The organism is Achromobacter sp. RT286_PF, assembly GCF_059760425.1.
The window spans coordinates 1-25622 of record NZ_JCBAMR010000044.1 but is presented as its reverse complement, the minus strand read 5'-3'; the positions used below and the strand labels follow the sequence as shown (position 1 = coordinate 25622).

Annotated in this window: 24 protein-coding genes; 20 read left to right on the top strand and 4 right to left on the bottom strand. The window is 66.9% G+C overall.

The features are described 5' to 3' along the window. Nucleotides 1–8: 8 nt before the first annotated feature. The 16 genes from AC6LJY_RS24375 to AC6LJY_RS24300 all read left to right on the top strand — a co-directional run bounded on the left by AC6LJY_RS24375 (nucleotide 9) and on the right by AC6LJY_RS24300 (nucleotide 14506). On the top strand, nucleotides 9–263 hold the full coding sequence (locus tag AC6LJY_RS24375) for an acyl carrier protein (RefSeq protein WP_039883125.1): 255 nt from the start codon (nucleotides 9–11) through the stop codon (nucleotides 261–263). Beyond that, entirely contained in the window at nucleotides 260–808 is a 549-nt protein-coding gene (locus tag AC6LJY_RS24370) for a COG4648 family protein (protein WP_498136948.1), read from the top strand. Before AC6LJY_RS24375 ends, AC6LJY_RS24370 begins: the two co-directional genes overlap by 4 nt. A gap of 3 nt (nucleotides 809–811) precedes the next feature. Further along, entirely contained in the window at nucleotides 812–2512 is a 1701-nt protein-coding gene (locus AC6LJY_RS24365) for an ApeI family dehydratase (protein ID WP_498136947.1), read from the top strand. Continuing rightward, nucleotides 2496–3272 (top strand): glycosyltransferase, encoded by a 777-nt coding sequence (locus tag AC6LJY_RS24360; RefSeq protein ID WP_314362569.1) that lies wholly within the window; start codon nucleotides 2496–2498, stop codon nucleotides 3270–3272. The genes AC6LJY_RS24365 and AC6LJY_RS24360 overlap by 17 nt, the downstream gene beginning before the upstream one ends. Then, entirely contained in the window at nucleotides 3269–4228 is a 960-nt protein-coding gene (locus AC6LJY_RS24355) for a lysophospholipid acyltransferase family protein (RefSeq protein ID WP_498136946.1), read from the top strand. Before AC6LJY_RS24360 ends, AC6LJY_RS24355 begins: the two co-directional genes overlap by 4 nt. Beyond that, nucleotides 4221–4664: an acyl-CoA thioesterase gene (locus AC6LJY_RS24350; protein WP_046804521.1), complete on the top strand. Its 444-nt coding sequence runs from the start codon at nucleotides 4221–4223 to the stop codon at nucleotides 4662–4664. Before AC6LJY_RS24355 ends, AC6LJY_RS24350 begins: the two co-directional genes overlap by 8 nt. Further along, entirely contained in the window at nucleotides 4661–5344 is a 684-nt protein-coding gene (locus tag AC6LJY_RS24345; protein WP_498136945.1) for an outer membrane lipoprotein carrier protein LolA, read from the top strand. Before AC6LJY_RS24350 ends, AC6LJY_RS24345 begins: the two co-directional genes overlap by 4 nt. Then, the gene (locus AC6LJY_RS24340) at nucleotides 5328–7664 is read left to right on the top strand and encodes an MMPL family transporter (RefSeq protein WP_498136944.1); all 2337 of its coding nucleotides are present in this window, start codon (nucleotides 5328–5330) and stop codon (nucleotides 7662–7664) included. The genes AC6LJY_RS24345 and AC6LJY_RS24340 overlap by 17 nt, the downstream gene beginning before the upstream one ends. Before the next feature lie 26 nt (nucleotides 7665–7690). Next, nucleotides 7691–8938, top strand: a complete 1248-nt coding sequence (locus AC6LJY_RS24335; protein ID WP_498136943.1) for an NAD(P)/FAD-dependent oxidoreductase — start codon at nucleotides 7691–7693, stop codon at nucleotides 8936–8938. Between the two features lie 5 nt (nucleotides 8939–8943). Next, on the top strand, nucleotides 8944–9606 hold the full coding sequence (locus AC6LJY_RS24330) for a DUF3261 domain-containing protein (RefSeq protein WP_314362560.1): 663 nt from the start codon (nucleotides 8944–8946) through the stop codon (nucleotides 9604–9606). Next, nucleotides 9603–10958, top strand: coding sequence for a beta-ketoacyl-ACP synthase (locus AC6LJY_RS24325; RefSeq protein WP_223264988.1), 1356 nt, complete (start codon nucleotides 9603–9605; stop codon nucleotides 10956–10958). Before AC6LJY_RS24330 ends, AC6LJY_RS24325 begins: the two co-directional genes overlap by 4 nt. After that, entirely contained in the window at nucleotides 10955–11416 is a 462-nt protein-coding gene (locus AC6LJY_RS24320) for a hotdog family protein (RefSeq protein ID WP_104145380.1), read from the top strand. Before AC6LJY_RS24325 ends, AC6LJY_RS24320 begins: the two co-directional genes overlap by 4 nt. Beyond that, on the top strand, nucleotides 11413–12144 hold the full coding sequence (fabG, locus tag AC6LJY_RS24315; RefSeq protein ID WP_498136942.1) for a 3-oxoacyl-ACP reductase FabG: 732 nt from the start codon (nucleotides 11413–11415) through the stop codon (nucleotides 12142–12144). Before AC6LJY_RS24320 ends, fabG begins: the two co-directional genes overlap by 4 nt. After that, on the top strand, nucleotides 12144–13370 hold the full coding sequence (locus tag AC6LJY_RS24310) for a beta-ketoacyl-ACP synthase (protein WP_104145382.1): 1227 nt from the start codon (nucleotides 12144–12146) through the stop codon (nucleotides 13368–13370). Before fabG ends, AC6LJY_RS24310 begins: the two co-directional genes overlap by 1 nt. Nucleotides 13371–13501: 131 nt before the next feature. Further along, nucleotides 13502–13942, top strand: a complete 441-nt coding sequence (locus AC6LJY_RS24305) for a hypothetical protein (RefSeq protein ID WP_046804514.1) — start codon at nucleotides 13502–13504, stop codon at nucleotides 13940–13942. A gap of 102 nt (nucleotides 13943–14044) precedes the next feature. Then, nucleotides 14045–14506, top strand: coding sequence for a GatB/YqeY domain-containing protein (locus AC6LJY_RS24300; protein WP_046804513.1), 462 nt, complete (start codon nucleotides 14045–14047; stop codon nucleotides 14504–14506). Between the two features lie 15 nt (nucleotides 14507–14521). Here the strand turns inward: AC6LJY_RS24300 and dinB are convergent, their stop codons facing one another. Beyond that, on the bottom strand, nucleotides 14522–15604 hold the full coding sequence (dinB, locus tag AC6LJY_RS24295) for a DNA polymerase IV (protein ID WP_120154739.1): 1083 nt from the start codon (nucleotides 15602–15604) through the stop codon (nucleotides 14522–14524). Nucleotides 15605–15705: 101 nt separating this feature from the next. Here dinB and AC6LJY_RS24290 point away from each other — a divergent pair, with 101 nt between their 5' ends. Continuing rightward, nucleotides 15706–16134, top strand: coding sequence for a PaaI family thioesterase (locus AC6LJY_RS24290; RefSeq protein WP_104145384.1), 429 nt, complete (start codon nucleotides 15706–15708; stop codon nucleotides 16132–16134). A gap of 111 nt (nucleotides 16135–16245) precedes the next feature. Here AC6LJY_RS24290 and AC6LJY_RS24285 read toward each other — a convergent pair whose 3' ends face one another. Beyond that, nucleotides 16246–16701 (bottom strand): BPTD_2524 family lipoprotein, encoded by a 456-nt coding sequence (locus tag AC6LJY_RS24285; RefSeq protein WP_046804510.1) that lies wholly within the window; start codon nucleotides 16699–16701, stop codon nucleotides 16246–16248. A 137-nt stretch (nucleotides 16702–16838) separates the two neighbouring features. Between AC6LJY_RS24285 and AC6LJY_RS24280 the strand changes: the two genes are divergently transcribed. Then, nucleotides 16839–18746 (top strand): S9 family peptidase, encoded by a 1908-nt coding sequence (locus AC6LJY_RS24280; protein ID WP_498136941.1) that lies wholly within the window; start codon nucleotides 16839–16841, stop codon nucleotides 18744–18746. Here the strand turns inward: AC6LJY_RS24280 and AC6LJY_RS24275 are convergent. Together AC6LJY_RS24275 and AC6LJY_RS24270 are read right to left on the bottom strand one after the other, a co-directional pair. Then, nucleotides 18743–19984, bottom strand: a complete 1242-nt coding sequence (locus AC6LJY_RS24275; protein ID WP_314362551.1) for a diguanylate cyclase — start codon at nucleotides 19982–19984, stop codon at nucleotides 18743–18745. The genes AC6LJY_RS24280 and AC6LJY_RS24275 overlap by 4 nt on opposite strands. A 430-nt stretch (nucleotides 19985–20414) precedes the next feature. After that, nucleotides 20415–21695: an MFS transporter gene (locus AC6LJY_RS24270; RefSeq protein WP_498136940.1), complete on the bottom strand. Its 1281-nt coding sequence runs from the start codon at nucleotides 21693–21695 to the stop codon at nucleotides 20415–20417. A gap of 161 nt (nucleotides 21696–21856) precedes the next feature. On the opposite strand from AC6LJY_RS24270, the gene AC6LJY_RS24265 reads away from it, so the two are divergent. Together AC6LJY_RS24265 and AC6LJY_RS24260 are read left to right on the top strand one after the other, a co-directional pair. Next, nucleotides 21857–22675 (top strand): helix-turn-helix domain-containing protein, encoded by an 819-nt coding sequence (locus AC6LJY_RS24265; RefSeq protein ID WP_314362545.1) that lies wholly within the window; start codon nucleotides 21857–21859, stop codon nucleotides 22673–22675. 226 nt (nucleotides 22676–22901) lie between these two features. Continuing rightward, nucleotides 22902–25583 (top strand): penicillin-binding protein 1A, encoded by a 2682-nt coding sequence (locus AC6LJY_RS24260; RefSeq protein WP_498136939.1) that lies wholly within the window; start codon nucleotides 22902–22904, stop codon nucleotides 25581–25583. Nucleotides 25584–25622 lie beyond the last annotated feature (39 nt).

Here is a 25622-nt window from a genome sequence, read left to right as displayed (position 1 = left end):
AGTCCACGATGCATACCCGTGAGGACATCTTCAATACGTTGCGCGATGCGCTGGTCGAGCTGTTCGAGATCGAACCCGAACGCGTTACGCCGCAAGCCAATCTATATACCGATCTGGAAATCGACAGCATCGACGCCATCGACCTGATCGACCACGTGCGCCGCCAGACCGGCCGCAAGTTGGACGCAAACGACTTTCGCACGGTGCGCACCGTCGAGGACGTGGTCCAGGCCATGTGGCAAAAGCAGGCTCCCGACGCATGAGGCGCGGCGTTGCGGCCGGCTTGGCCGTGGCCGGCGTCGCGTATCCCTTTGTGGTGCACGCGACGCTGGGGCGCGTCAGTCCCGCCTGGCTGGCCTTGCCGCTGGCGCTGCTGTGGTTGCTGCGTGGCTTGACCGCGCGCGCCGGGCAACCCGGCGCGCGCTTGCTGCCGGCCGTGGCCGTGACGTTCTGCGTCGTGTTGGCGCTTTGCAATTCCGAAGCGTGGCTGCGCTGGTACCCCGTGATGGTCAACGCGATGATGCTTGCCATCTTCGGCGCAAGCCTGCGCGTCGGCCGTCCCGTGGTTGAACAAATCGCCCGCCTGCGTCATCCGAACCTGCCGCCCGAGGGCGTGCGCTACACGCGTAACGTCACGCGTGCATGGTGCCTGTTTTTTGCGGCTAACGGCGCGGCGGCCGCGGCCCTGGCCGCCTGGGCGCCCTGGAGCTGGTGGGTCGCCTACAACGGCGCCATCAGCTATGGCTTGATGGGCCTGCTGATGGCAGGCGAATGGCTGCTGCGCCCGGCAGCCGCGAAGGCGGTTTGAGCCATGCGCTGGACACCGCTAGAACACCTGCTGCTGCCAGACGCAGCCGCCCACGACGTCCTGCTGGCCGACGAGCCGCCATTGACTCGCGCCGCTTTCGCGCAGGCCAGCCTGCGCGCGGCCGGCGCCTTGCAGGCACGCGCGCCACGCCGCGTGGCGCTGTGGTTCGACGACGCCGTGGCGCTGGCCATTGCGCTGTTCGCCTGCTGGCGCGCCAACGTCATCGCCGTCTTGCCCGGCGATGCGCAGCCCGCCACCTGCGCCACGCTGGACGCGGATGTCGACGCCTGGCTGACCGATACCGCCCTGCCCGTGCCGCCGTCGCGCCAATGGCGGCTGGACGGCTTGCAAGACCATGCGCCGCTTGCGCCCGCCGGCCTGGACCCCGCACGCACTCTGGTGCTGTGCACGTCGGGCTCCAGCGGCGCGCCCAAGCCGCTGCACAAGCAATGGCGCCAGCTGTCGGCCGAGGTCCACGCCTTGCAGCGACAATGGCCGGAACCGAACGCGCCCGTGCTGGGCAGCGTATCGGCACAACATATGTACGGCCTGCCGTTTCGCGTGCTGTGGCCGCTGTGCGCGGGCCGCTTGATCGACCGCCTTCAGCGCCACTATCCCGAGGAATTGCAGCAAGCCAGCCTGCGCTATCCGTCCTTCACCTGGATAGCCAGCCCGGCCATGTTGCGCCGGCTGGGTCAACGGCTGGACTGGGTGCAACTACGCGGCCGACTGCTGCGTATTCATTCGTCGGGCGGTGCGCTGCCGGTGCAGGTATCCGACGACATTGAACGCGAACTTGGCCTGCGTCCCACCGAAATCTATGGCAGTTCGGAAACCGGTGCCGTTGCGTGGCGCACCGGGGCATCAGACTGGCAAGCCTTGCCCGGCGTTGCGCTCAGCACAGGCGCCGACGGCGCGTTGCGCGTGCAATCGCCCTGGGTCAACGCCGCCGACGAACACACCTCGGATGGCGCCCGGCTGACCGGCAGCGGCTTTGAATTGCTGGGCCGCCTGGACCGCATCGTCAAGATCGAAGAAAAACGGATCTCGTTGCCGATGCTGGAACAGGCGCTGATGCGCCACGGCTATGTGGCCGATGCGCGCGTGGGCATCGCGAGCGGCGCCACGCGCCTGACCGGGCTGGTCGCGCTGTCGAGCGCGGGACTGCATGTGCTGCGCAACCAAGGCCGCAAGACGCTGGTGGACGCGCTACGCACGCATCTGGGCACGGGCTTTGAGTCGCTGGCCATCCCGCGATCGTGGCGCCTTTTCAGGCATTTGCCCACCAATGCGCAGGGCAAGATGCCGCAGGTATCGTTCGACGCGGCGGCGGGTCCGCGCCCGGTGGACCCCCATGTGGTCGAACTGCCCGGCCAACCCGGCAACGAACGCCGCTACACGCTGGATATTCCCTACGACCTGGCGTTTTTCAGCGGGCATTTCCCGACGGTGCCCGTGGTGCCGGGCGTCGCGCAAATCAGTTGGGCGCTGTCGCTGGCGCAGCGCGGTCTGTGCCCCGGCCTGCAATTTGGCGGCATGGAGGCCCTGAAATTCCAGCGCTTGCTGCGCCCCGGGGATCGGGCCGTGATGGCTTTGCGCTGGGACGAGGCGAAACAAAAGCTGTATTTCACCTTGACGGTGGACGACGCGCCCTGCTCGTCGGGCCGCATGATTCAAAGGGATGGCCATGCCGCAACCCCATAAGCTGTGCGCGGTCATCCCGGTTTACAACCATGGCGCCACGGTAGCCGCCGTGCATACGCAGATGGCGGCGCAGGGCTTGCCCTGCGTGCTGGTGGACGATGGTTCCGAGCCGGGATGCGCGGCCGTGCTGGACACGCTGGCCGCGCAGCCGCGCACGCACCTGGTGCGCCGCGCCGTCAATGGCGGCAAGGGCGCGGCGGTACAGGACGGCCTGCGCGCCGCCGCCGCCTTCGGCTATACCCACGCCTTGCAGGTGGACGCCGATGGCCAGCACGCCTTGCACGACGCCATCGCCATGGCCGAGGCGTCGCGCGCCCACCCGCAAGCCGTGATCTGCGGCGCGCCCGTCTACGGCGACGATGTCCCGCGCAGCCGCCTTTACGGGCGCTGGCTGACCCGCGTCTGGGTCTGGATCAATACGCTGTCGATGGACATCCCCGACGCCATGTGCGGCTTTCGTATTTATCCATTGGCGTCCGTGCTGCCCGTCATTGACCGCGCCGGCGTGGGCCGCCGCATGGATTTCGACATCGCCATCCTGGTGCGCCTGCATTGGCGCGGTGTGCCAATGGCGTGGCGCCCTACCCGCGTGACCTACCCGGCAGGCGGGGTGTCGCATTTCAAGGGCCTGCGTGACAACGTGCTGATCAGCCGCATGCACGCGCGGCTGTTCTTCGGGATGCTGGGCCGCGCGCCGGCGTTGCTGTGGCGCCGCCTGGCACGCAGGGCGCACCGCCTGGCAGGAAGGGCGCAATCTTGAGCGCCGCCGATTCCCATTGGGCCCACCAGCGCGAGCGCGGCAGCCCCCTATTGATGCGCCTGACGGCCTGGGCAGCGCGTCGGCTGGGCCGCCGCGTGGTCGCGCCCGTGGTGTGGATCGTGGTGCTGTACTTCTACGCATTCGGTGGCCGCGCGCGCCGCGCCATCGCGCAGTACCAGCAGCGGCTATCCGGCACGACAACGCCCGACATGCCCGACATGGCCAACATGCCGCCCTTGCCGCACGTGCCGCTGCCGCGCACCCTGCCCGTCTACCGCCAATACCTGGCCTTCGCCGACGCCATGCTGGACAAGCTGGACGTGTGGCAAGGCAAGATCACGCTGTCGCACCTGGACATCGCCGACCCCGACGGCCTGCATGCGCAAATGGGCACCGGCCGTGGCCAGATCCTGGTGGGCTCGCATCTGGGCAATATCGAAGTGTGCCGCGCGCTGGCCGAACAGTCGGGCGCGCTGCGCCTGAATGTGCTGGTGCACAGCAAGCACGCCGTGCATTTCAACCGTCTGCTGGATGAGGCCGGCGGTGGCTTGCGCATGATCCAGGTCAGCGAACTAGACGCCGCCACCATGCTGGACCTGGCGCAGCGCCTGGATCGCGGGGAATGGCTGGCCATTGCCGGCGACCGCGTGCCGTTGCAGGGCGACCGCACCACGCGGGTCAACTTCCTGGGTGCGCCGGCCGAGCTGCCGCAAGGGCCCTGGCTGCTGGCGGGGCTGCTGCGCTGCCCGGTCAATGTGCTGTTCTGCACGCGCCATGGCGGCCGCTACCGCGTCGCCATGCAACGCCTGTGCGACGGCATCGAATGGACGCGCGCCACGCGCCAGGAACGCATCGCCTACTGGGCGCAACGCTATGCCGACCAACTTGCCGCGCACTGCCGACTGGCGCCGCTGCAATGGTTCAACTTCTACCCTTTCTGGAAAGACGATGCGTAAACGAGGCCTTATCGGCGCACAGGTCGACATCCAGGTCCCCTTCTTCGACGTCGACTCGCTCAATGTCGTGTGGCACGGCCACTACGTGAAGTACCTGGAGCAGGCGCGTTGCGAACTGCTGGACCAACTGGGCCACAACTACGACGCCATGCGCGCCAGCGGCTACGCCTGGCCGGTCATCGATCTGCATTTGCGCTATGCCCAGCCGGCCGAGTTCGGCCAGCGCCTGACGGTCCGCGCCGAGCTGGTGGAATGGGAAAACCGCTTGAAGATCAATTACCTGATCCTGGATACGGCAAGCGGCAAGCGGCTGACGCGCGGCACGTCTGAACAGGTGGCCGTCTGCATCGCAACCCGTGAAATGCAGCTGACCTCGCCACCCGCGTTCGTGGACGCCGTGCGGCGCAAGCTGCATGCCCTGGAGGCGTCCACATGAAGGCGCCTGCTGCCAAGTCGTTTGCACTGGGGCTGAAACACGGCTTGAAACGCGGCCTGACACTCGCACGACATGCGGCGCTGCGGCAGTTGCAGTGGCTCTTGCTGTTGCTGATCGCGCTGCCGTGGACCGCGCACGCTTTCAGCCTGGACGACCTGCAAGCCCAGCTGCGTGCCACGCCGGTCGTGCGTGGCCATTTCATCCAGCAAAAATTCCTGCGCTCGCTGCCGCAGCCCCTGACCAGCCGTGGCGACTTCACGCTGGCAGCCGGCAAAGGGCTGTTGTGGCTGCTGCGCACGCCCATCGCCCAGGACCTGCGCATCGACGCTGGCGGCATATCGCGGCGTGATGAATCCGGGGCCTGGCAGGCGTTGCCGCAACAGACCGGGTCGGGCCGCGAGAACCGGCTGTTCCTGTCGGTGCTGGCCGGCGACACCAAAGACCTGCAAGACAACTTCGACCTTGCCCTGACGGGCGACGCCGCGGCATGGCAGCTGATACTGACGCCGCGGTCCGCTTTGCTGCGCCAGATTTTCGACAACATCCAGATCAACGGCGGCAAGCTGGTCGACCGCATCGAATTGCGCGAATCCCAAGGCGACCGCAGCGTCCTGCAAATGACGGACGCGGTTGCCGCCGACGCCCTGACTTCAGAAGAACAACGTGCGTTTTCCCATTGAGCGCTGGCTGCCCCGGCTGTTCAAGCTGGGTCTGCTACTTGTCCTGTGCGTGGGCGCGTGGCAATGCCGCCATGGCTGGCCGGTGTCGGCCAACCTGATGGAGCTGGTGCCGCACACCCAGGCCGACGCCACGCGGCAATTGGCCGAAGCACGCATCCAGGAACCGCTGTCTCGCCAGTTGCTGGCGCTGGTGGCGGCGCGGCCGGGCGCGGACCCGGTGGCGCCCGCGCGCGCCTTGGCCGACCGCCTGCGCGACAGCGGCCTGTTCGCCTCGGTGCAGCTGGAATTGAATGTGGACGTGGCCGCGCTGCGCGCGCAGCTGCTGGCCGGACGCCTGGCCATGCTGCCCCCTGCCGACCGCGACCAACTGGCCGGCGACCCCGCCGCCTACGCCCAACGCCGCGCGCGCGAATTGTCCGACCCGTTTTCGTCGGCGGGACTGGTGCCCGTGGACCAGGACTGGCTGGGGCTGACCCGGCGCGCCGAACAAGCGTTGCGGCCCGGCGGCTCGGTGCAATACGACATGGGCACCGGCACGTTGCAAGCGGAACATGCCGGCCGGCGCTGGGTGCTGGTGCGCGCCGAAACACGCGCTGACGCGTTCGACACCGACGCGCCGCAGGGCCTGGCGGCCCGCATCGATGAAGCCCGCCAGGCGCTACAGGCCGACGGCGCGGAACTATTGGTCGCCGGCGGCCCGCTGTACGCGGCGGCCGGGCGGGCGCAGGCCGTGGCCGAAAGCTCCTGGATCGGGTCCATCGCCATGGCCGGCATCGTCCTGGTGCTGTTGCTGGCCTTGCGCCGCGCGCGTGCGTTGCTGGCGTTCATCCCGGTGGCGGTGGGCCTGTTGACCGGCGCCGTAGCCTGCGTGGCGGTGTTTGGCTCGATCCATGTGCTGACGCTGGTGATCGGCGCCAGCCTGATCGGCGTGGCGGTGGACTTTCCCATGCACTGGCTGGGCAAAAGCTACGGCATGGCCGACTGGCAGGCATGGCCCGCGCTGCGCCGCGTGTTGCCCGGCCTGACCATCAGCCTGGCGGCCAGCCTGGTCGGCTACGTGGCGCTGGCCTTTACACCGTTTCCTGCCCTGACGCAGACGGCCGTCTTTTCAGCCGCCGGCCTGTTGGGCGCCTACGCGTGCACGGTGTGCCAGCTTCCGGCTTGGATGAACGGCTGGCATCCGCGCCCATGGCCGCCGCTGTTGCACGCCGCCGAAGCGGCTTTGCGCCTGCGCGAACGCGTGGCGGGCCGACGCCTGCTGCTGGCGGCGGGCGCGCTGGCGCTGGTGGCCGCTACCGTGGGTGGCGTCAGCCGGCTGGTCATCCAGGACGACCTGCGCCAATGGTTGAGCCTGCCCGCGCCGCTATTGCAACAAGCGCGCCAGATCGGCGAGATCACCGGCTTCACGCCGACCAGCCAGTTCTTTCTTGTGCGCGCGCCGGATGCGGACGAGCTGCTGCGCCGACAAGCGCGGGTGGCCCGCAAGCTGGACGCGCTGGTCCAGCGTGGCGATCTTGCCGGTTACAGCGCGCTTAGCCAACTGGTGTCGCCCGTGCAAGACCAGCTGGCGCTAGGCCGGCAACTGACGGCGCAGGCCGCGCGGCCCGAAGCCTGGAAGCCCCTGACCGACCTGGGCATACCGTTTGAGGCCTTGCAGCGCGAACTGAATGCCTTCGCCACCTTGCCCCCGCTGACCATCGACGCCGCGCTGCAAGGCCCGCTTGCCGAACGCTGGCGCGGCCAATGGCTGGGCGTGCACGACGGCCAGGCAGCCGGCATGGTCACGCTGCTGGGCCTGCACAGCGCCGCCGCGCTGGATGGCATCGCGGGCGATTTGCCGGGCGTCGAACTGGTGGACCGCAGCGGCGACTTGAACCGCATGTTCGCCTCAACCCGTATCGAAGCCGCCGAACTCAAGCTGCTGTCCTATGGGGTGGCGGCCGTCTTGCTGCTGCTGACGCTGGGTCGCGCGGCCACCTGGCGCATCCTGGCGGTGCCGCTTGCCGCCACCGCCTGCGCCTTGGCCGCGTTGGGCTATCTGGGCCAGCCCCTGACCCTGTTCAGCCTGTTCGGCCTGCTGTTGGTGTCCGCCATCGGCGTGGACTACGCCATTTTCATGTACGAACGCGTGGCGGGCGCCGCCGCCAGCCTGGTCGGCGTCCTGCTGGGCGCCGTCACCACCTTGCTGTCCTTCGGTCTGCTTGCCGTCAGCCAGACGCCTGCCATTGCGAACTTCGGCATGGCCGTCGCGCTGGGCGTTGCCTTTTCTTTGCTGTGGTCTCCCTGGGTGCGTCCGCCCCAGCGCGGCCGCTCCCATTAGCCCCCCCCTACATGGAATCACCCCACATGGAACATCGTGAAGTCGTCGTCATCGGAGCAGGTCCCGCCGGTGCGGTTGCGGCGGCCCTGCTCAAGCGGCAAGGCCATGATGTGCTGATGCTGGAACGCCAGCAATTTCCGCGCTTTTCAATTGGCGAAAGCCTGCTGGCGCACTGCCTGGAATTCGTTGAAGAAGCCGGCATGATGCCTGCCGTCAACGCGGCGGGCTTTCAGGTGAAAAACGGCGCCGCCTTTGCGCGGGGCGACGACTACACCTACTTTGATTTTCGCGACAAGTTCACCGCCGGCCCCGGCACCACCTTCCAGGTGCAGCGCGCGCAGTTCGACAAAGTGCTGGCCGACGATGCCGCGCGCCAGGGCGTGGACGTGCGCTACCTGCAAGAAGTCACGGCCGCGGATTTCAGCGGCGACCAACCGCTGCTGGACGTGCGCGGCGCCGACGGCGCCAGCTACCAGGTCAAGAGCCGCTTCGTGCTGGACGCCAGCGGCTATGGCCGCGTGCTGGCACGCTTGCTGGATTTGGAACGCCCGTCCTCGATGCCGCCGCGCAAGGCCATCTTCACGCACATCGAAGACCGCATCGACGACCCCGGCTTTGACCGCGAGAAAATCCTGATCAGCGTGCACCCCGAGCAGCCGGGCATCTGGTACTGGCTGATTCCGTTTTCGAACGGCCGCTGCTCGTTCGGCGTGGTCGGCGGGCAGGATCTGTTCGGTGGCCCCGACCAGGACCTCATGTCGACCCTGCGTGAGATGGCCGCCGCCGCGCCGAACCTCAAGCGCGTGCTGGCCAATGCCGTGTGGGACACGCCGGCCAATACCATCGGCGGATATTCCGCCAGCGTCACCCAGCTGTACGGGCCCGGCTACGCGCTGCTGGGCAACGCGGCCGAGTTCCTGGACCCGGTGTTTTCATCCGGCGTGACCATCGCGCTACGCTCGTCCAAGTTGGCCACCGACGCCCTGCACCGCCAGCTGGGCGGCGAAGTGGTGGACTGGCAGGCCGATTTTGCCGACCCCTTGATGCTGGGCGTAGAGACCTTCCGCGCCTATGTGCAAGGCTGGTACAGCGGCGAATTCCAGGACGTGGTGTTCCACAAGAACCCGCAGCCCGAAATCCGCCGGATGATCAGCTCGATTCTGGCCGGCTACGCGTGGGACACCGCCAACCCCTTTGTCGCCAGCCCGCAACGCCGCCTGCGCATGCTAAGCGAGCTTTGCCGTGGCGCCGCCACGCAAGCCGAACCCGCCTGAGGCCGATGATGCAAGCCGCTTCGCCACGCCCGCCCGTATCCGTGCACACACATGGCGTTTTTGCACGCCTGCCCTTGCCCGTACCGCGTCTTGGCGTGGTGCCGCGCCTGCCCTTGCCCGTGCGCAAGTCGGCCCGGCGCGCGCTGGCCACGGCGGCGTTGCTGGCCGTGCTGATCGGGCTGGCCGGCTGCGCCGGCGCGCCACCCTTGCCCGCCCGCGACGCCGGGTTTGCCGTGCCGCGCCAGTTGCACGTCGTGCAGGTGGCCGCCGACCAGCCCAGCGTGGACACGATGCTGGTGGTGCAGCGCGAAGGGGCGGCGCTGCGCTGGTCGCTGTTCGACCCGATGGGCGTGCCGCAAGCGCGGCAGATGCTCGAGGGCGGCCACTGGCGCAACGACGGATTCATGCGGCCCAACGCCCAGGCGCGCGATCTGTTTGCCGCGCTGATGTTCGCGTGGACGCCGCAGGCCCAGCTGGACGCCGCTTATGGCACGGGCGCATGGCGCGCGCGGCAGCAAGACGACGGCACGGCGGTACGCAGCCTGCTGGATCGCGGCGCCGTGCGCTGGACGGTGCGTTGGGCGCAACCCTCGCAGCCTGACGTTTTTTCGATTACCGGCGCCGATGGCGTCACCTGGCGCGTCGCGCCGCTCAAGGAACTGCCGTGAACACTTGGCTAGGCACCCCCGGCATCGTCTGCGCGTTGGGCGCAGGCGTGAACGCCGTCGCCCAAGCCGCCTTCGATGGCGACACGCGCGGCATGCGCGCACAGGCCGGCTGGGTCCACGACCGCAGCCTGACGCTGGGCGCTTATGTCGGCCCCTTGCCGGCGTTTCCTGGCACCGCCGCCGACACTCGCGCCCCCACCGCCGCCAACACAGCTGGCGACATCCCACCTGGCACCTCGGCCGCCGCCCCGCGCGACATGCTTGCCAAGGCCACCGCTGGCTCCTCAGACGCCCCGCCCGGCGACATCCTGGCCATGGCCGCGGCCACCCCCTTGCCCGACCATCTGCACAGCCGCAACAACCGCTTGCTGCTGGCCTGCGCCGAACAGATCGCCCCGCAATTGCGGCGCGCCATCGCCCGCCACGGACCCGGCCGCATCGCGGTGGTGCTGGGCACCAGCACGTCGGGCGTCAACGACAACGCGCCCGCCTTCCGCACCTTGGCGGCGCAAGGCGCCTGGCCCGCCGACTACGACTATCGCCGTCAGGCCCTGTCCTCGCCCGCTGCGTTCCTGGCGGCGCATCTGGGCCTGACCGGGCCGGCTTACACGCTGTCGACCGCCTGCACTTCCAGCGCCCGCGCGCTGCTGTCCGCGCGCCGACTGCTGAGCCTGGGCCTTTGCGACGCGGTGGTGTGCGGCGGCGCGGACACGCTTTGCCGCCTGACGATCAATGGCTTCGCCACGCTGGAAGCGGTGGACGACGCGCTTTGCCAGCCGTTCTCGGTCAACCGCCGTGGCATCAATATCGGCGAAGCCGGCGTGCTGTTCGTGATGCAGCGCGACGCCGATGACGCCAACGCCGTGGCGCTGCTGGGCGGCGGTGCCAGCTCGGACGCCTGGCATATGTCGGCGCCCGAGCCGTCGGGCGCGGGCGCGCGCCAGGCCATGCTGGCCGCCTTGCAGGCCGCGCGGCTGGCGCCTGCCGACATCGGCTGGGTCAACCTGCACGGCACCGGCACCCCGCACAACGACGCGATGGAAAGCCACGCCATGCATGCCGTGTTCCCCGAAGGCGTGCCCTGCGCGTCCACCAAGGCGTTGACCGGCCACACGCTGGGCGCGGCCGGCGCCATGGAAGCCGCGCTGGCCTGGATCACGCTGTCCGCCATGAATCCCGACGGCCGGCTCATGCCCCACACCTGGGATGGCCAGGCCGACCCGGCGCTGCCCGCGCTGAATTTCAGCAACGGCCAGCATCGCTATGCGTCGGGCCGCCCCCGTATCGCAATGAGCAATTCCTTTGCGTTCGGCGGCAACAACGCCAGCCTGATCCTGGGAGCCCGCCCATGAAAGCCTGCCCGTGGCCCGTTGCCGCCCTATTGCCGCATGCCGGCAACATGATCCTGATCGACGCGGTGCAAGGCTATGACGCCGACAGTCTCACCGCCCGCACCGTCATCAAACCCGGCCCGTACTCGCTGCCGGACGGCTCGTTGCCGCCCTGGCTAGGCATGGAGCTGATGGCGCAAGCGGTGGGCGCCTGGGCCGGTTGCCAGGCGCGCGAAGCCGACGCCCCGGTCAAGCTGGGATTCCTGCTTGGCACCCGGCGCTATGACTGCCACGCGGACACCCTGCCCGCCGGCGCGGCCCTGACCATCCATGTCCAACGCGGCTTGATCGATGCCAGCGGCATGAGCGTCTTCGAATGCGAGCTGCGCGACGAATCCCGCCTGCTGGCCCACGCCCGGCTGAACGTCTATCAGCCCAAGGACCCCGACGAATTTACCCAGGAAGCTTCCCTGACATGAACGCAGCCCCCATTCTTGTAACCGGATCAAGCCGTGGCATCGGCCGCGCCATTGCCTTGGCACTGGCTGACGCCGGCCACGATCTTGTCCTGCACTGCCGCCAGCAACGCGAACAGGCCGAGGCCGTGCAGGCAGAGGTCATCGCGCGCGGCCGCCAGGCGCGCGTGCTGCAATTCGACGTGTCCGACCGTGCACAGTGCGCGGCCGTGCTGCAAGCGGACGTAGAAGCGCACGGCGCGTATTACGGCGTGGTGCTCAACGCCGGGCTGACACGCGACGGCGCCTTCCCGGCCTTGACGGCCGACGACTGGGACCAGGTGATGCGCACCAACCTGGACGGCTTCTACAACGTGCTGAGCCCGCTGGCCATGCCAATGATCCGGCGCCGCGCGCCAGGGCGCGTGATCTGCATGGCGTCGGTGTCCGGGATGGTGGGCAACCGTGGCCAGGTCAACTACAGCGCGTCCAAGGCGGGGCTGATCGGGGCGGCCAAAGCGCTGGCCGTTGAACTGGCCAAGCGCCAGATCACCGTGAACTGCGTGGCGCCGGGCCTGATCGATACCGACATGATCGACGAGCACGTGCCCGTGGAAGAAATTCTGAAAGCGGTGCCGGCCCAGCGCATGGGCAAGCCCGAAGAGGTGGCCGCCACGGTGGCCTTCCTGATGTCGCCGGGCGCCGCCTACATCACGCGCCAGGTCATCGCCGTCAACGGAGGGTTGTGCTGATGAAACGGGTTGTGGTCACCGGCATGGCCGGCATCAGCGCGCTGGGTTCGGACTGGGCCAGTGTGCAACAAGCATTCGAATCGGGCCGCAGCGCCATCCGCGCCATGCCGGATTGGGCGCGCTTTGCCGAACTGAACACGCGGCTGGCCGGGCCCGTGGAAGACTTCAAGGTGCCCTCGCACTGGACGCGCAAGCAATTGCGCAGCATGGGCCGCGTGTCGCAACTGGCCGTGCGCGCCGCCGAGTTGGCGCTGGCCGATGCGTCGTTGCTGGGCGAGCCCAGCATCACCGATGGCCGCATGGGCGTGGCGTGCGGGTCGTCGGTGGGCAGCACCGCCGAGATCCGCGCGTTCGGCAACATGCTGCTGAACGGCGTCACCGACGACCTGAACGCCAATTCCTATGTGCGCATGATGCCGCACACCACGGCGGCCAACGTGGGCATCTTCTTCGAGCTGAAGGGCCGCATCATTCCGACCTCCAGCGCCTGCACCTCGGGCAGCCAGGGCATCGGCTACGCCTACGAGGCCATCCGCTATGGCCGCCAGGACATGATGCTGGCCGGCGGCGCGGAAGAACTGTGCGCCAGCGAAGCGCTGGTGTTTGACGCGCTGTATGCCACCAGCCAGCAGAACGACACGCCGGAACTGACGCCGCGCCCTTACGACCGCGACCGCGACGGCCTGGTCATCGGCGAAGGCAGCGGCATGCTGGTGCTGGAATCGCTGGACCATGCACTGGCGCGCGGGGCGCACATCCATGCGGAAGTGGTGGGATTCGGCAGCAACTCGGACGGCACGCACATCACGCGGCCCGAGGCGGCCACCATGCGCGTCGCCATGCAGATGGCGCTGGCGGACGCCGGCCTGCCGCCGGAAGCCATCGGCTACGTGAACGGCCACGGCACCGCGACCGAACAAGGCGATATCGCCGAAACGCAGGCCACGCACGCGCTGTTTGGCGCGCGCATGCCGATCAGCACGCAGAAAAGCTATCTGGGCCACACGCTGGGCGCCTGCGGCGTGCTGGAGTCGTGGTTCAGCATCGAGATGTTGAACCGCGACTGGTACGCGCCCACGCTGAATCTACGCAACATCGATCCGCGTTGCGGCGACCTGGACTATCTGCAAGGCGAAGGCCGCCGCATGAGCAACGAATACGTCATGAACAATAACTTCGCGTTCGGCGGCATCAACACCTCACTGATTTTCCGGCGCTGGTCCTGAGCCGCGTCGGGCGTTGCCTGGCCGGGCTTGCCGGGTCGGCATTGACCTGTTCCATCCATTCGCCTTTTTTCACCTTCTTTTCGCCTTCTTTCTGCCTTCTTCCCAACTTTCATTCTCGGAAAACGCACTTCATGAAGATCACCCACAAGCTCTTTGGCGCTCTGTCCCTGTCGCTGGCCTGCTCGACCCAGGTACTGGCCGCCGACCGCACCGTCTTCCTGCCCCTGCAACCGGCCATCGACGCCGCCCTGGCCGCCGGCAAGATCGACGGCAGCGTCAAGTTCTACCTGGCGGGCACGGGTCCGAAGGGCCAGGTGCTGGAAGCCAACGTGGTCACCAACCGCAAGACCAACGCGTTTGCCAAGAAAGACCCGGAAGCGTGCCTGTGGGCGGCGCAATCGGCGGTGATCTCGCTGCATGAAGCCGCCAAGAAGGCCGGCGCGAATGCCGTGACGAACATCGTCAGCTACTATCGCAAAAACGAAACCAGCAGCAAGACCGACTACGAGTGCCACGCGGGCGCCGTGGTGGCCGGCGTGGCGCTGCGCGGGGATCTGGCCCGCGTGAAGTAAGCCGGGCCGAAGCCGGCCCGACGCCGGCTAGATGCTGGCCCGATCCGGGTCCGCCCGATTTACACTTGCGAATTGCCGCAACACCACCCAAAAGGTTCACATATGAGCACTGCTACGCTCAAGACCCGCCTGTCCGATGCCGTCAAGGACGCCATGCGCGCCAAGGCTTCCGAACGCCTGACGACCCTGCGTTTCCTGCTGGCCGCCGTCAAGCAAAAGGAAGTGGACGAACGCCGCGACCTGAACGACGCCGAAATCACCGCCATCATCGAAAAGCAGGTCAAGCAGCGGCGCGAATCCATCGCCGCCTTCGAACAAGCCGGGCGCACGGAAACCGCTGAACAGGAAAAGGCCGAATTGCTGGTGCTGCAAGAGTTCTTGCCGCAGGCCGCAAGCCCTGAAGAAGTGGCCGCCGCCATCGACGCCGCGCTGGCCGAAGTGGCCGCGCAAGGCGTGACGGGCGCGCCCGCCATGGGCAAGGTCATGGCGCTGCTCAAGCAGGCGCTGGCCGGCCGCGCCGACATGACGGCGTTGTCGCAACAGGTCAAGGCCCGGCTGGCCTGACCCGGCGCCGGGCAGTTAAAACGTGCCGCCGAACAAATCGGGCTGGCGCGACTGCTCGGCGGGATCGGCAAAATTGCTCATCCCGACCCCTGCCAGCCGGTACAACGTTTCCGGCGGCAGTTCCACCCGTTCGCACAACAGCCTGGCCAACGCCGCCAGTTCGGCCGCCGACCCCGGCGGATTCAGGCTGGTCTGACTGCGCGTCAGGATGCGAAACCGGTCGGTCTTCAACTTCAGGACCACCGTGCGGCCCAGCGCGCCTTTCTTCAACGCCTGGTCCCACACCTTGCCCGCCATGCGGTCGATGGCATCGCCCAACGCGTCCAGCCGGATATCTTCCGAAAACGTGGTCTCGGCCGACACCTGCTGCAAGGGCTGGTCGGTCTGCACTTCGCGATCGTCGATACCGCGCGCCAGCTCGTACAGGCGGCGCCCGTAGCGCCCGAAATAGTGGGCCAGTTCTTCCAGGCTGTGCGTGGCCAGGTCGCCCACCGTGTGGATGCCCAACTGCTCCAGCCGCGCCTGCGTCACCTTGCCCACTCCCGGCACTTTGCGCACTGGCAGCGGTTGCAGAAATTCCAGCACCTTCGTGGGCCGGATGACGAACTGCCCGTCGGGCTTGTTCCAGTCAGAGGCAATCTTGGCCAGGAATTTGTTGGGCGCGATGCCGGCCGACGCGGTCAGGCCGGTTTCTTCGCGGATCTGATGGCGGATGACCTGAGCCACTTCGGTCGCCGAGGGCAGCCCGCCTTTGTTATGCGTCACGTCCAGATAGGCTTCGTCCAGCGACAGCGGTTCGATCAAGTCGGTATGGCGGCCGAATATCTGACGGATCTGGCGCGACACCTCGCGATAGCGGTTGAAGTCCGGCGGCACGTAGATGGCTTGCGGGCACAGGCGTTCGGCGCGGATGGCGGACATCGCCGAATGAATGCCGAAGCGCCGCGCCTCGTAGGACGCCGCGCAGACAACCGAGCGCGGCCCGGTCCAGGCCACCACCACGGGCTTGCCGCGCAGGTCGGGATTGTCGCGCTGCTCCACGGACGCGTAGAACGCGTCCATGTCCACATGCACGATCTTGCGCAAGAGTTCAGACATTCCAGTGAAGACGATGCGCCCGTCGCCGTTGCACGCTGGCGGGCATTGCAAAAAAATATATTATGACCGGCTCTATCCGCTTACCCATCTTGCCTACGCTCATGACCGCCTCCGCCCCTGCCTCTGCATCCACTGACTATTTCGGCCTGACGATACCCTTCATGCACTTCATCGGGCTGGTGCCCGAGAGCGTTGCGCCGGGATTCGCCCGCACCACCCTGCCGTGGCGCCAGGACCTGACCAACAGCCGGGGCGACGTGCACGGCGGCACGCTGATGAGCGTGCTGGACTTCACCCTCAGCGCGGCGGCACGCGGGTCCGCCGACGCCACCGAAGGCATGGCCACCATCGACATGAACACCACGTTCCTGTCTCCCGGCACGGGCGACCTGGTCATTGAAGCGCGCTGCCTGCGCCGGGGCGCGTCCATCGCCTTCTGTGAAGGCGACATCCGGCGCGCCGACGGCGAACTGGTGGCGCGCGCCACGGCAACCTTCAAGATCATTCGCCGCCGCCCGGGCGGCGATTGAACGGCGCCGCCCTTGGGATGTGACGCGCGCCGCAAGTTGCACAGGTCGCGCGCGGCGCTTAGTTGCACAGGTCGCGCGCGGCGCTGAGTCGGGCAGGTCGCGCGACGGCGCTCAGTTGGGCAGGTCGCGCGACGGCTTGACGGGCGGGCGCGGGTCCAGCGGCATGTAGGTGCTGCACGACGTGATGCTGTAGTAGATGGCGTCCTGCATGGCACGCATCGCGGCGGCGTCCCAGGTGCCCTTGCCCCACATCACGATCTTCACGTCGGTGCTTGCCGGGCCATTGGCCTTGAGGTCCACGCGTGACATTTCGTTGTCGGTATACGGGGCCAGCACGCGCACCACGCCCGACTGCGCCGCCTCGTTCAGGTCGGACACCACGCGATAGGCGTTGTCGGTGCTGCGCAGGCAGTTGTTCGACTGCCGGATCACGGTGGCGTAGGCGTCCTTGAACGCGACCGGCGCCTTGAATTCGCTGTGCGGGGATGCGCTGTCCTGCGAGATGCCCAGCGAGCAACCCGCCAGGCCCAGCGCCAGCGCCGATGCCGCGACCAGATTCCTGTACATGTAATTCTCCAGATGAATTGCCGCGATTATCCCGCAAACGGCACGGCGGCATAAGTGGGGTCGGTTCGACACCGCCCGCGCGACTATGGCATTATCGACCGCATTGAAATCGCGGAGGTCCTGCCTTGTTTTCCTTCATGACGCGCACCATTCTGGCCGCCAGTATCGTCGGCACCACGCTGGGCGCCTGCGCCACCCAGCCCCCGCCCCGCGCCTATCCCCTGAAGGACTTTTTCCGCAACCCGGAACGCGGCTTCTTCCGCCTGGCCGACGACGGCCGCACCCTGGCCTTCATGCAGCCCACCAGCGTGGACGGCAACCCGGCCCGCATGAATATTTACGTGCAGCCGCTGCTAGGCAGCCAGCTGGTGGGCGAACCCCGCCAACTGACCAGCGAAACCGCGCGCGATATCTCCAACTACTTCTGGAAGGGCGCCGACGTGGTGCTCTATCAGAAGGACTTTGGCGGCGACGAGAACTTCCACGTCCTGGCCGTCAACGCCAAGACGGGCAAGATCACCGACCTGACGCCCTATGAAGGCGCGCGCGCCAGCATCGAAGACGATCTTGAAGACGACCCCGACCACGTCCTGATCAGCCACAACCAACGCAACCCCGAGGTCTTTGACGTCTACCGCGTCAACGTCCACACTGGCGCCGCCGTGCTGGTCGCGCAGAACCCGGGCAACATCGTGGGCTGGCAGACCGACCATGCGGGCAAGGTGCGCGCCGCCGTCACCAGCGACGGCCTGAACACCACCCTGCTCTACCGCGACAACGAAGCGTCCGACTTCCGCCCGCTGATCACCACCGACTACCGCACCAACGTCAGCCCGTCGTTCTTCACGTTCGACGACAAGAAGATCTACGCCCTGAGCAACCGTGGCCGCGACAAGCTGTCGCTGGTGGTCATCGACCCGGCGCAACCGGATGTCGAAGAAGAAATCTTCACGCCCGACACCGTCGACCTGGACGGCGCGGGCTACTCGCGCAAGCGCCGCGTGCTGACGCTTGCCGCCTACCAGACCGACAAGCCGCAATACAAGTTCTTCGACGCCCAGTCCGAAGCGCTGTTCAAGAAACTGTCCGACAAGCTCAAGGGCTATGACATCGCCCTGCAAGGGTCCAACCGCGACGAAACCGTGTTCATCGTGGCGGCCTACAACGACCGCACGCCGGGCTCGCGCTACTTGTACGACGCCAACACCGACACGCTGACCAAGCTGGCCGACATCAACCCGGCCATTCCGGAAGCCGACATGTCGCAAGTGCGGCCCATCAGCTACCAAAGCCGCGACGGCCTGACCATCCACGGCTACCTGACGCTGCCCGCGGGCCGCGATCCCAAGAACCTGCCTTGCATCGTCAACCCGCACGGCGGGCCGTGGGCACGCGACGGCTGGGGCTACAACCCCGAAACCCAATTCCTGGCCAACCGCGGTTTCTGCGTGCTGCAAATGAACTTCCGTGGCTCGACGGGTTATGGCCGCGCGTTCTGGGAAGCCGGCTTCGGGCAATGGGGCCTGAAAATGCAGGACGACATCACCGATGGCGTTCAGTGGCTGGTCAAGCAAGGCATCGCCGACCCCAAGCGCATCGGCATCTATGGCGCCAGCTACGGCGGCTACGCCACGCTGGCTGGCGTGACGTTCACGCCGGACCTGTACGCGGCGGCCGTGGACTACGTGGGCGTGTCCAATCTGTTCACGTTCATGAAGTCCATTCCGCCGTACTGGAAGCCGATGCTGGACAAGATGCAGGACATGGTCGGCCACCCCGAACGCGATAAAGACCGGCTGGCCGCGACCTCGCCCGCGCTGCACGCGGACAAGATCAAGACGCCGCTGTTCGTTGCACAAGGCGCCAAGGACCCGCGCGTGGCCAAAGACGAAAGCGACCAGATGGTGGCGGCGTTGAAGGCGCGCGGGGTTGAAGTGGAATACATGGTCAAGGACAACGAAGGCCACGGTTTCCACAACGACGAGAACAAGTTCGAGTTCTACGAAGCGATGGAAAAGTTCCTGACGGAACACCTCAAGCCTTAGTTCCCCGCGCCTTCATGAGTCACCAGCGGCGCGTTCGCCGCTGGCGCCATGCCGGCCAGCCCGCCCACGTGCACGCGGCCCGCGCCGCGCGCGCCAAACGCCATTTCCACCCGGTCGCGCCCTTGCTCCTTGGCGCGGTATAGCGCCACGTCGGCGCGCGCCAGGATCACATCGGCGCTATCGCCGGGCTGGTACGTGGCCAGACCACCGCTGGCGGTCATGGGCACTTCCACCCCTTGCAGGTAAAGCGGCGTATCGCGCAGTGCATCGCAGACGCGCTGCGCGTGCACCAGCGCCCGCGCCGGGTCGCAGTCCACCATCAACAGCACGAACTCCTCGCCGCCCAGGCGGCCGAAGCGGTCGGCGCCGCGCACGGCGTGCTGCGCGACCTTGGCGAAATGGCGCAGCGCGGTGTCGCCCGCCGCATGGCCGTAGCGGTCGTTGATGGATTTGAAATGGTCGATGTCCAGCACCAGCACGGCCAGCGGGCCGCCCGAGCGGCCACAGCGCTGCAACTCGCGTTCCAGTTCATCCAGGATGCTGCGGCGGGAATAGGCGTGCGTCAGGCTGTCGAACGTCAGGGCCGCCTGCATCTGCTCGGATAGCCACGTCTGCACCAGCAGCAGCAACGCCAGGAACAGCGCCGGCACCGTGACGGAACCGCACACAATGAAGAACAGCCCCCAGGATGACGGTTCAAGCAAGGACACGGGCTTCACGAAACCGAACCCATAGACCACGACCCGCGTTGCGTGCAGCGCCGCCAGCCCGAATATGGCCAGCATCAGATACAGCGTCACGCCGGGAGTGCGGATCTTTGCGCGCTGCTGGTAGATGACCCGCCCGGTCAGCAGCGCGCTGATGCAGGTAAAGCCGGAATTGAGCAGCATGCGTTCTGGCAGGTGGTCCGCGCCATACAGCAGCAGCGCAAAGGCCAGCACACACGCCGCCGTGACGCCGGACGTGCGCGCGATATGCGGCCGCAGCCCGAAGAACTGGCGCACGCCCACGTACACCAGGCTGATGGCGCATACCCAAGCCGCGTTCGACGCCATGATGTAGGCGCCCGGCGGCACAAGCTTGGCGGCGGCGAAGGCCAGCAGCGCCAGCACGGCCAGCGTGTTGGCGGCGATGAACGCACGCACGCCCTTGACCCCGCGCGACTGGAACGGCAGCAACAGTGGTAGCGCCAAGGCCGTGGCCAGCGCCCACATCAGGAAGAACAAAGAAGTCGTCATGGTTTTTTGCTGGCCGCGCCTTGGGGACAAATGCCCGTCGGCTCAGACCTGCCGTTGCACTGGGTTCATGGATGGATACGCGTTACACGTCAGCATGCTTGATGCTTTTTGTTACCAGAAGGACGAAAAGCCGCCGCCCCGCGTGACGGCGATCCGCCGAAGCGAGGGCGCGACGTTGTCCTGAACCTTTACCTCCCGCGCCAAGACGATAGCGCGGCATGTCCAGAAGAATACGCCAAGCCAGGAGCGCCCGGTTCACCCGTTTGCAGTATTTGACAGTTAAACCTTTCAGGTAACTGACAATCGAAAGGAACGAAGGGCAAACCCTAGATTAATTATTGTGGTTCGCCCCCGCCAGTCGGCCAAAAGCACTACCCCTTCGTCCGAAGATCCGTGCTGGTTTGGCGGAGGGAATCAACGCGGGACCGCATCAGCGCGGCTTTTCCACGTTAGGCAGCAAGATTGCCACCACGCCCAACAGCGGCAGATACGCGCACACCTGGTACACATAGCCAATGCTGGTGGCGTCGGCCAGCTTGCCCAGCGCGGCCGCCCCCACCCCGCCCATGCCGAAGGCAAAGCCGAAGAACAGCCCGGCAATCATGCCCACCTTGCCCGGCACCAATTCCTGCGCGTAGACGACGATGGCCGAAAACGCCGACGCCAGCACCATGCCGATCACCACCACCAGCGCCGCCGTCCAGAACAGATTGGCGTGGGGCAGCAGCAAGGTGAAGGGCGCTACGCCCAGGATCGACACCCAGATGACGATCTTGCGGCCGATGCGGTCGCCCACCGGCCCGCCCACCACCGTGCCCACCGCGACTGCGGCCAGGAACAGGAACAGGTACAGCTGCGCCTCGCGCACCGACAAACCGAACTTGTCGATCAGGTAGAAAGTGAAATAGCTGTTCAGGCTGGCCAGATAGAAGTACTTGGAAAATATCAGCACGCCCAGCACCGCCAGCGCACCGATCACCCGATTGCGCGACAGCCCATTGCCGGCGCCCGCCGTGCGCGCGCGCGGCTTGAACATGACGCGGTTGGCGCTGTACCAACGGCCGATACCGATCAGCACCACGATGCCGAATAGTGCCGCGAAGGCAAACCAGGCCACGCTGCGCTGGCCGTGCGGAATGATGAACAGCGCCGCCAGCAGCGGCCCCAGCGCCGACCCCACGTTGCCCCCCACCTGGAACAGCGACTGCGCCAAACCGTGCCGGCCGCCCGAGGCCATGCGCGCCACCCGCGACGATTCCGGGTGGAACACCGACGACCCCGTGCCGACCAGCACGGCGGCCACCAGCAGCCAGCCGAACGACGGCGCCACCGACAGCAGCAATAGCCCAGCCAGCGTGAAGCTCATTCCCACAGGCAGCGAATAGGGCTTGGGATGGCGGTCGGTGTACAGGCCGATGAAAGGTTGCAGCAGCGAGGCCGCCAACTGATAGACCAAGGTGATCAGCCCGATCTGTGCGAAGGACAGGCTGAACGAATCCTTCAACATGGGGTAAATGGCCAACAGGATCGACTGGATCATGTCGTTCATCAAATGCGCCACGCTGATCGCGCCCAGCACTTTATAGGCGGTGGATGGGGCGGTGGACGGGGCGGTGGACGGGGTGCTGGACGGGGCGGCGGTCGCCTGCGCAGCGGGCGCGGGCACCATGGCGTCCGACATGCCGGCAACGGGATTTTGGGCGGGGGTCATGGGCGGCTTTTGCGATGGGGTTGTGTTTGGCTGACAGCCAAACCAGCCATCAGTGTAGAAACCGGCCGCTGCGAAGATCTGCCAATTTTCATCGGGCAAGTGACAAAATAGCGCCACCCTGCCCGCCGTCGCGGCCTCGTCCTTTGGTTGGAAGTGACATCATGGCCACCCGTCTTGCCCCGCCCGACCCCGCCCGCAGCATTAACGCGCAGGACTACCAGGACCGCCCGCGCATCGTCACCGCGCTGGCCAAGGAATTTCGCGCGGGCGCGCAAACGGGCGCGCACTCGCATCCCCGCGCGCAGCTGATCTACGCGGCCGAAGGCGTTATGCGGGTCACTACGCCCAGCGGTTTCTGGGCGCTGCCGCCGCTGCGCGCCTTGTGGGTGCCGGCCGGCGTGCCTCATGGGGTGGACATGGTGGGTGCGGTGTCGATGCGCTCGCTTTACATCCAGGCCGATGCCGCCGCCGGCTACTGGCGGCAACCCCAGGTGGTGGAAGTGAGCGGCCTGCTGCGCGAACTGATCCTGGCACTGACGGCCGAGCCCATCGACTACCCGCTGGGAGGCCGGGCCGAGCAGATCGCCGCGTTGATCCTGTCTGAACTAGCGGCCGCGCGCGTGCTGCCCATACAAATCCCCTGGCCGCGAGACCGCCGCTTGCAGACCATCTGCGCGGCCATCCTGGACCAGCCGGGCCTGCAACGCGGCATGGAAGCCTGGGGCAACGAGGTCGGCGCCAGCGCGCGCACGCTGATCCGGCTGTTCCAGGCCGAACTGGGCCTGAATTACCGGCAATGGGTGCAGCAGGTGCGCCTGGCCGACGCGGTCTGCCGCTTGTCGGAAGGCGTGCCCGTTGCCCGCATCGCGGCCGACCTGGGATACCGCAGCACCAGCGCGTTCAGCGCCATGTTCCACCGCGCGTTGGGCGCGCCGCCGCAGCGGTATCAACAGGGCTCCTGGCGCCTTACCGAAAGCTGAATCACAACAGGCGCATGCAACCGGCCTTGCTGTTTGTCACGGCGCGCAATACATTTCACAGCGCAATTCCCGTCGCTCGCGCACGCAAGCCGCGTCGCGCGTATGCTAGACCCCGTCCCTATATCTATCGCGGCACACGCCCCCCACTTGGCTTCGGCAAGTTTGGTTACTGAAACCTTATGACGCCATGGCCGGTCTATAGCGTTCTGTCCTAGAATCGCCTGCAATGAGCACCCCCCAGCAATCCTCCGCCAACCCGGGCGGCAAATCGGGCCTTCCCTGGAAACGCATCCTGGTCAAGACGGGCATCGTCGCGGCCGGCGTCGGCGCGTGCGGCGCCGTCGTGCTTGGGCTGGCATTGGCCCTGGCCTGGCCCAGCCTGCCCGACCTGCACGCCATGACCGACTACCGGCCGCGCGTGCCGCTGCGCATCTACACGGCTGACAAGGTGCTGATCGGCGAATACGGCGAAGAACACCGCAACGTGCTGCGGTTTGATGAAATCCCGCCGGTGATGCGCCAGGCCGTGCTGGCGGCCGAGGACGACCGCTTCTACAGCCACGGCGGTGTCGACTGGATGGGCGTGGCGCGCGCGGTACTGACCAACGTGGTCAAGGGCTCGAAGTCGCAAGGCGGCAGCACGATCACGATGCAGGTGGCGCGCAATTTCTATCTGTCTTCCGAAAAGACCTATTCGCGCAAGCTGTACGAGCTGCTGCTCACGTTCAAGATCGAAAACGAGCTGACCAAGGACCAGATCCTTGAGCTCTACATGAACCAGATCTACCTGGGGCACCGCGCCTATGGCTTCGCGGCCGCGTCGCGCGCTTACTTTGGCAAGCCGCTGTCGGAAGTGACCCCGGCGGAAGCCGCCATGCTGGCCGGCATCCCCAAGGCTCCGTCGCGCTTCAACCCCATCACCAATTTCCCGCGTGCCGAAATTCGCCAGCACTACGTGCTGGGCCGCATGAAGGCGCTGGGCTACCTGACGCCCGAGCAGGCCGACGAAGCGCTCAAGCAACGCCTGACGATCCGGGGGGCTGACGGCACCAGCGCGCGCGGCTTCGCCGTGCATGGCGATTACCCGTCGGAACTGGCACGCCAGTTGATGTACGGCGTGTTCCAGGAAGAAACGTATTCCAAGGGCATCGACGTCTACACCACCATCGATTCCAAGGCCCAGGAAGCCGCTTACCGCGCGGTGCGCGATGGCGTCATGGACTACACGCGCCGCGCCGTATATCCCGGCCCGGAAGATCAGATCGACCTGCCTGACGGCGTCGAAAGCGATGCCCAGGCGCTGGACGAGATTCTGGACGGCGTGCAGGACAAGACGCCGGACAGCGAGGACCTGCTGGCGGCGGTCGTCCTGTCGGCCAGCCCTGCCGAAGTGAAGGTGGCCCGCAGCGCGCGCGACATCATCACCATTTCGGACAAGAAGGCGCTGGCCGTGGTGGCGCGCGCCTTGAACCCCAAGGCGAGCGACAGCCAGCGCATCCGTCGCGGTTCGGTCGTGTACATCCACAAAACGGGTGGCAAGGACAGCGACACCTGGGAAATCATCAACATGCCGGCGCTGCAAGCGGCGTTGGTGTCGATGGCGCCGCAAGATGGCGCGATCCGCGCCATGATCGGCGGCTTTGACTACAACCGGGGCAACTTCAACCGCGTGACGCAGGCCTGGCGCCAGCCCGGTTCCAACATCAAGCCGTTCGTCTACGCCGCGGCGCTGGAACGCGGCTTTACCCCCGCCACGCAGATCTCCGACCAGCCGTTCATGCTGACGGCCGCGCAAACGGGCTCCAAGGACTGGCAGCCCAAGAACGACGGCAACAAGTACGAACCCATGCTGACGTTGCGCCAGGGCTTGTACCGGTCCAAGAACATGGTGTCGATCCGCATCCTGCAAGCGATTTCGCCGCAGTACGCCCAGGACTACCTGACCCGTTTCGGCTTTGACAAATCGCGCTGGCCGGCGGTGCTGCCGCTGGCGCTGGGCGCGGGTGGCGCCACGCCGTTGCAAGTGGTCAATGGCTATGGCGTCTTCGCCAACGGCGGCTATCGCGTGACGCCGTACCTGGTGGACCACGTCACCGACCGTTCGGGCAAGGTGCTGATGCAGGCGCAGCCCGTCAAGGCGGGCGACGAAGCGGCGCGCGCCATCGACCCGCGCACCGCCTGGGTCATGGACGACATCCTGCGCGGGGTTACGACTAGCGGCACGGCCGCGCGCGCGCACCAGGTACTGAAGCGCAACGACGTCGGCGGCAAGACGGGCACCACCAACGACGCGGTGGACGTCTGGTTCTCGGGCTTCACGCCCGATCTGGCCACGACCGTCTGGATGGGCTTTGACCAGCCCAAGTCGCTGGGCACCAACGAATTCGGCAGCGGCCTGGCGTTGTCCACGTGGCTGGACTACATGCAGCCGGTATTGAAGGGCATGCCCGAAACCAAGCAGCCGCCGCGACCGGACGGGCTGCTGGTGGATAACGGCGAATACTATTTCGCGGAATTCCCGCCGGGGCAGGCGGTGGCGTCGCTGGATTTGTCATCGGGCGATGCGCTGACCGATTTCCTGAACAACAACCGCAGCACGGATGGCGTGGACACGTCCGTCAAGCCGCTGCCGAGCCCCGGTGGCGCCGCGCTGCCGCAAAATTCGAACAACAGCGCCGTGCAGCCGCCGTTGCAGCCCATTCCGGTACCCAGCGCTGCGAATGTTGCGCCGGGGGTCATGGCGGGCGTCGCGACGTCTGGCATACCGGCGGCGGGCATACCGGCTGCGGGCGTACCGGCTGCGGGCATACCGGCGGCCACCCTGCCGGCTGCCGGCAGCGCGGAAGATGCCGCTGCCCGCGCCAGCGCGGTGACTACGTCCAGCTCGGTCATCGCCCGGCCGCTGTAACCGACCAACGCTGAAAAACGACACGGGCGCCCTTTGCGG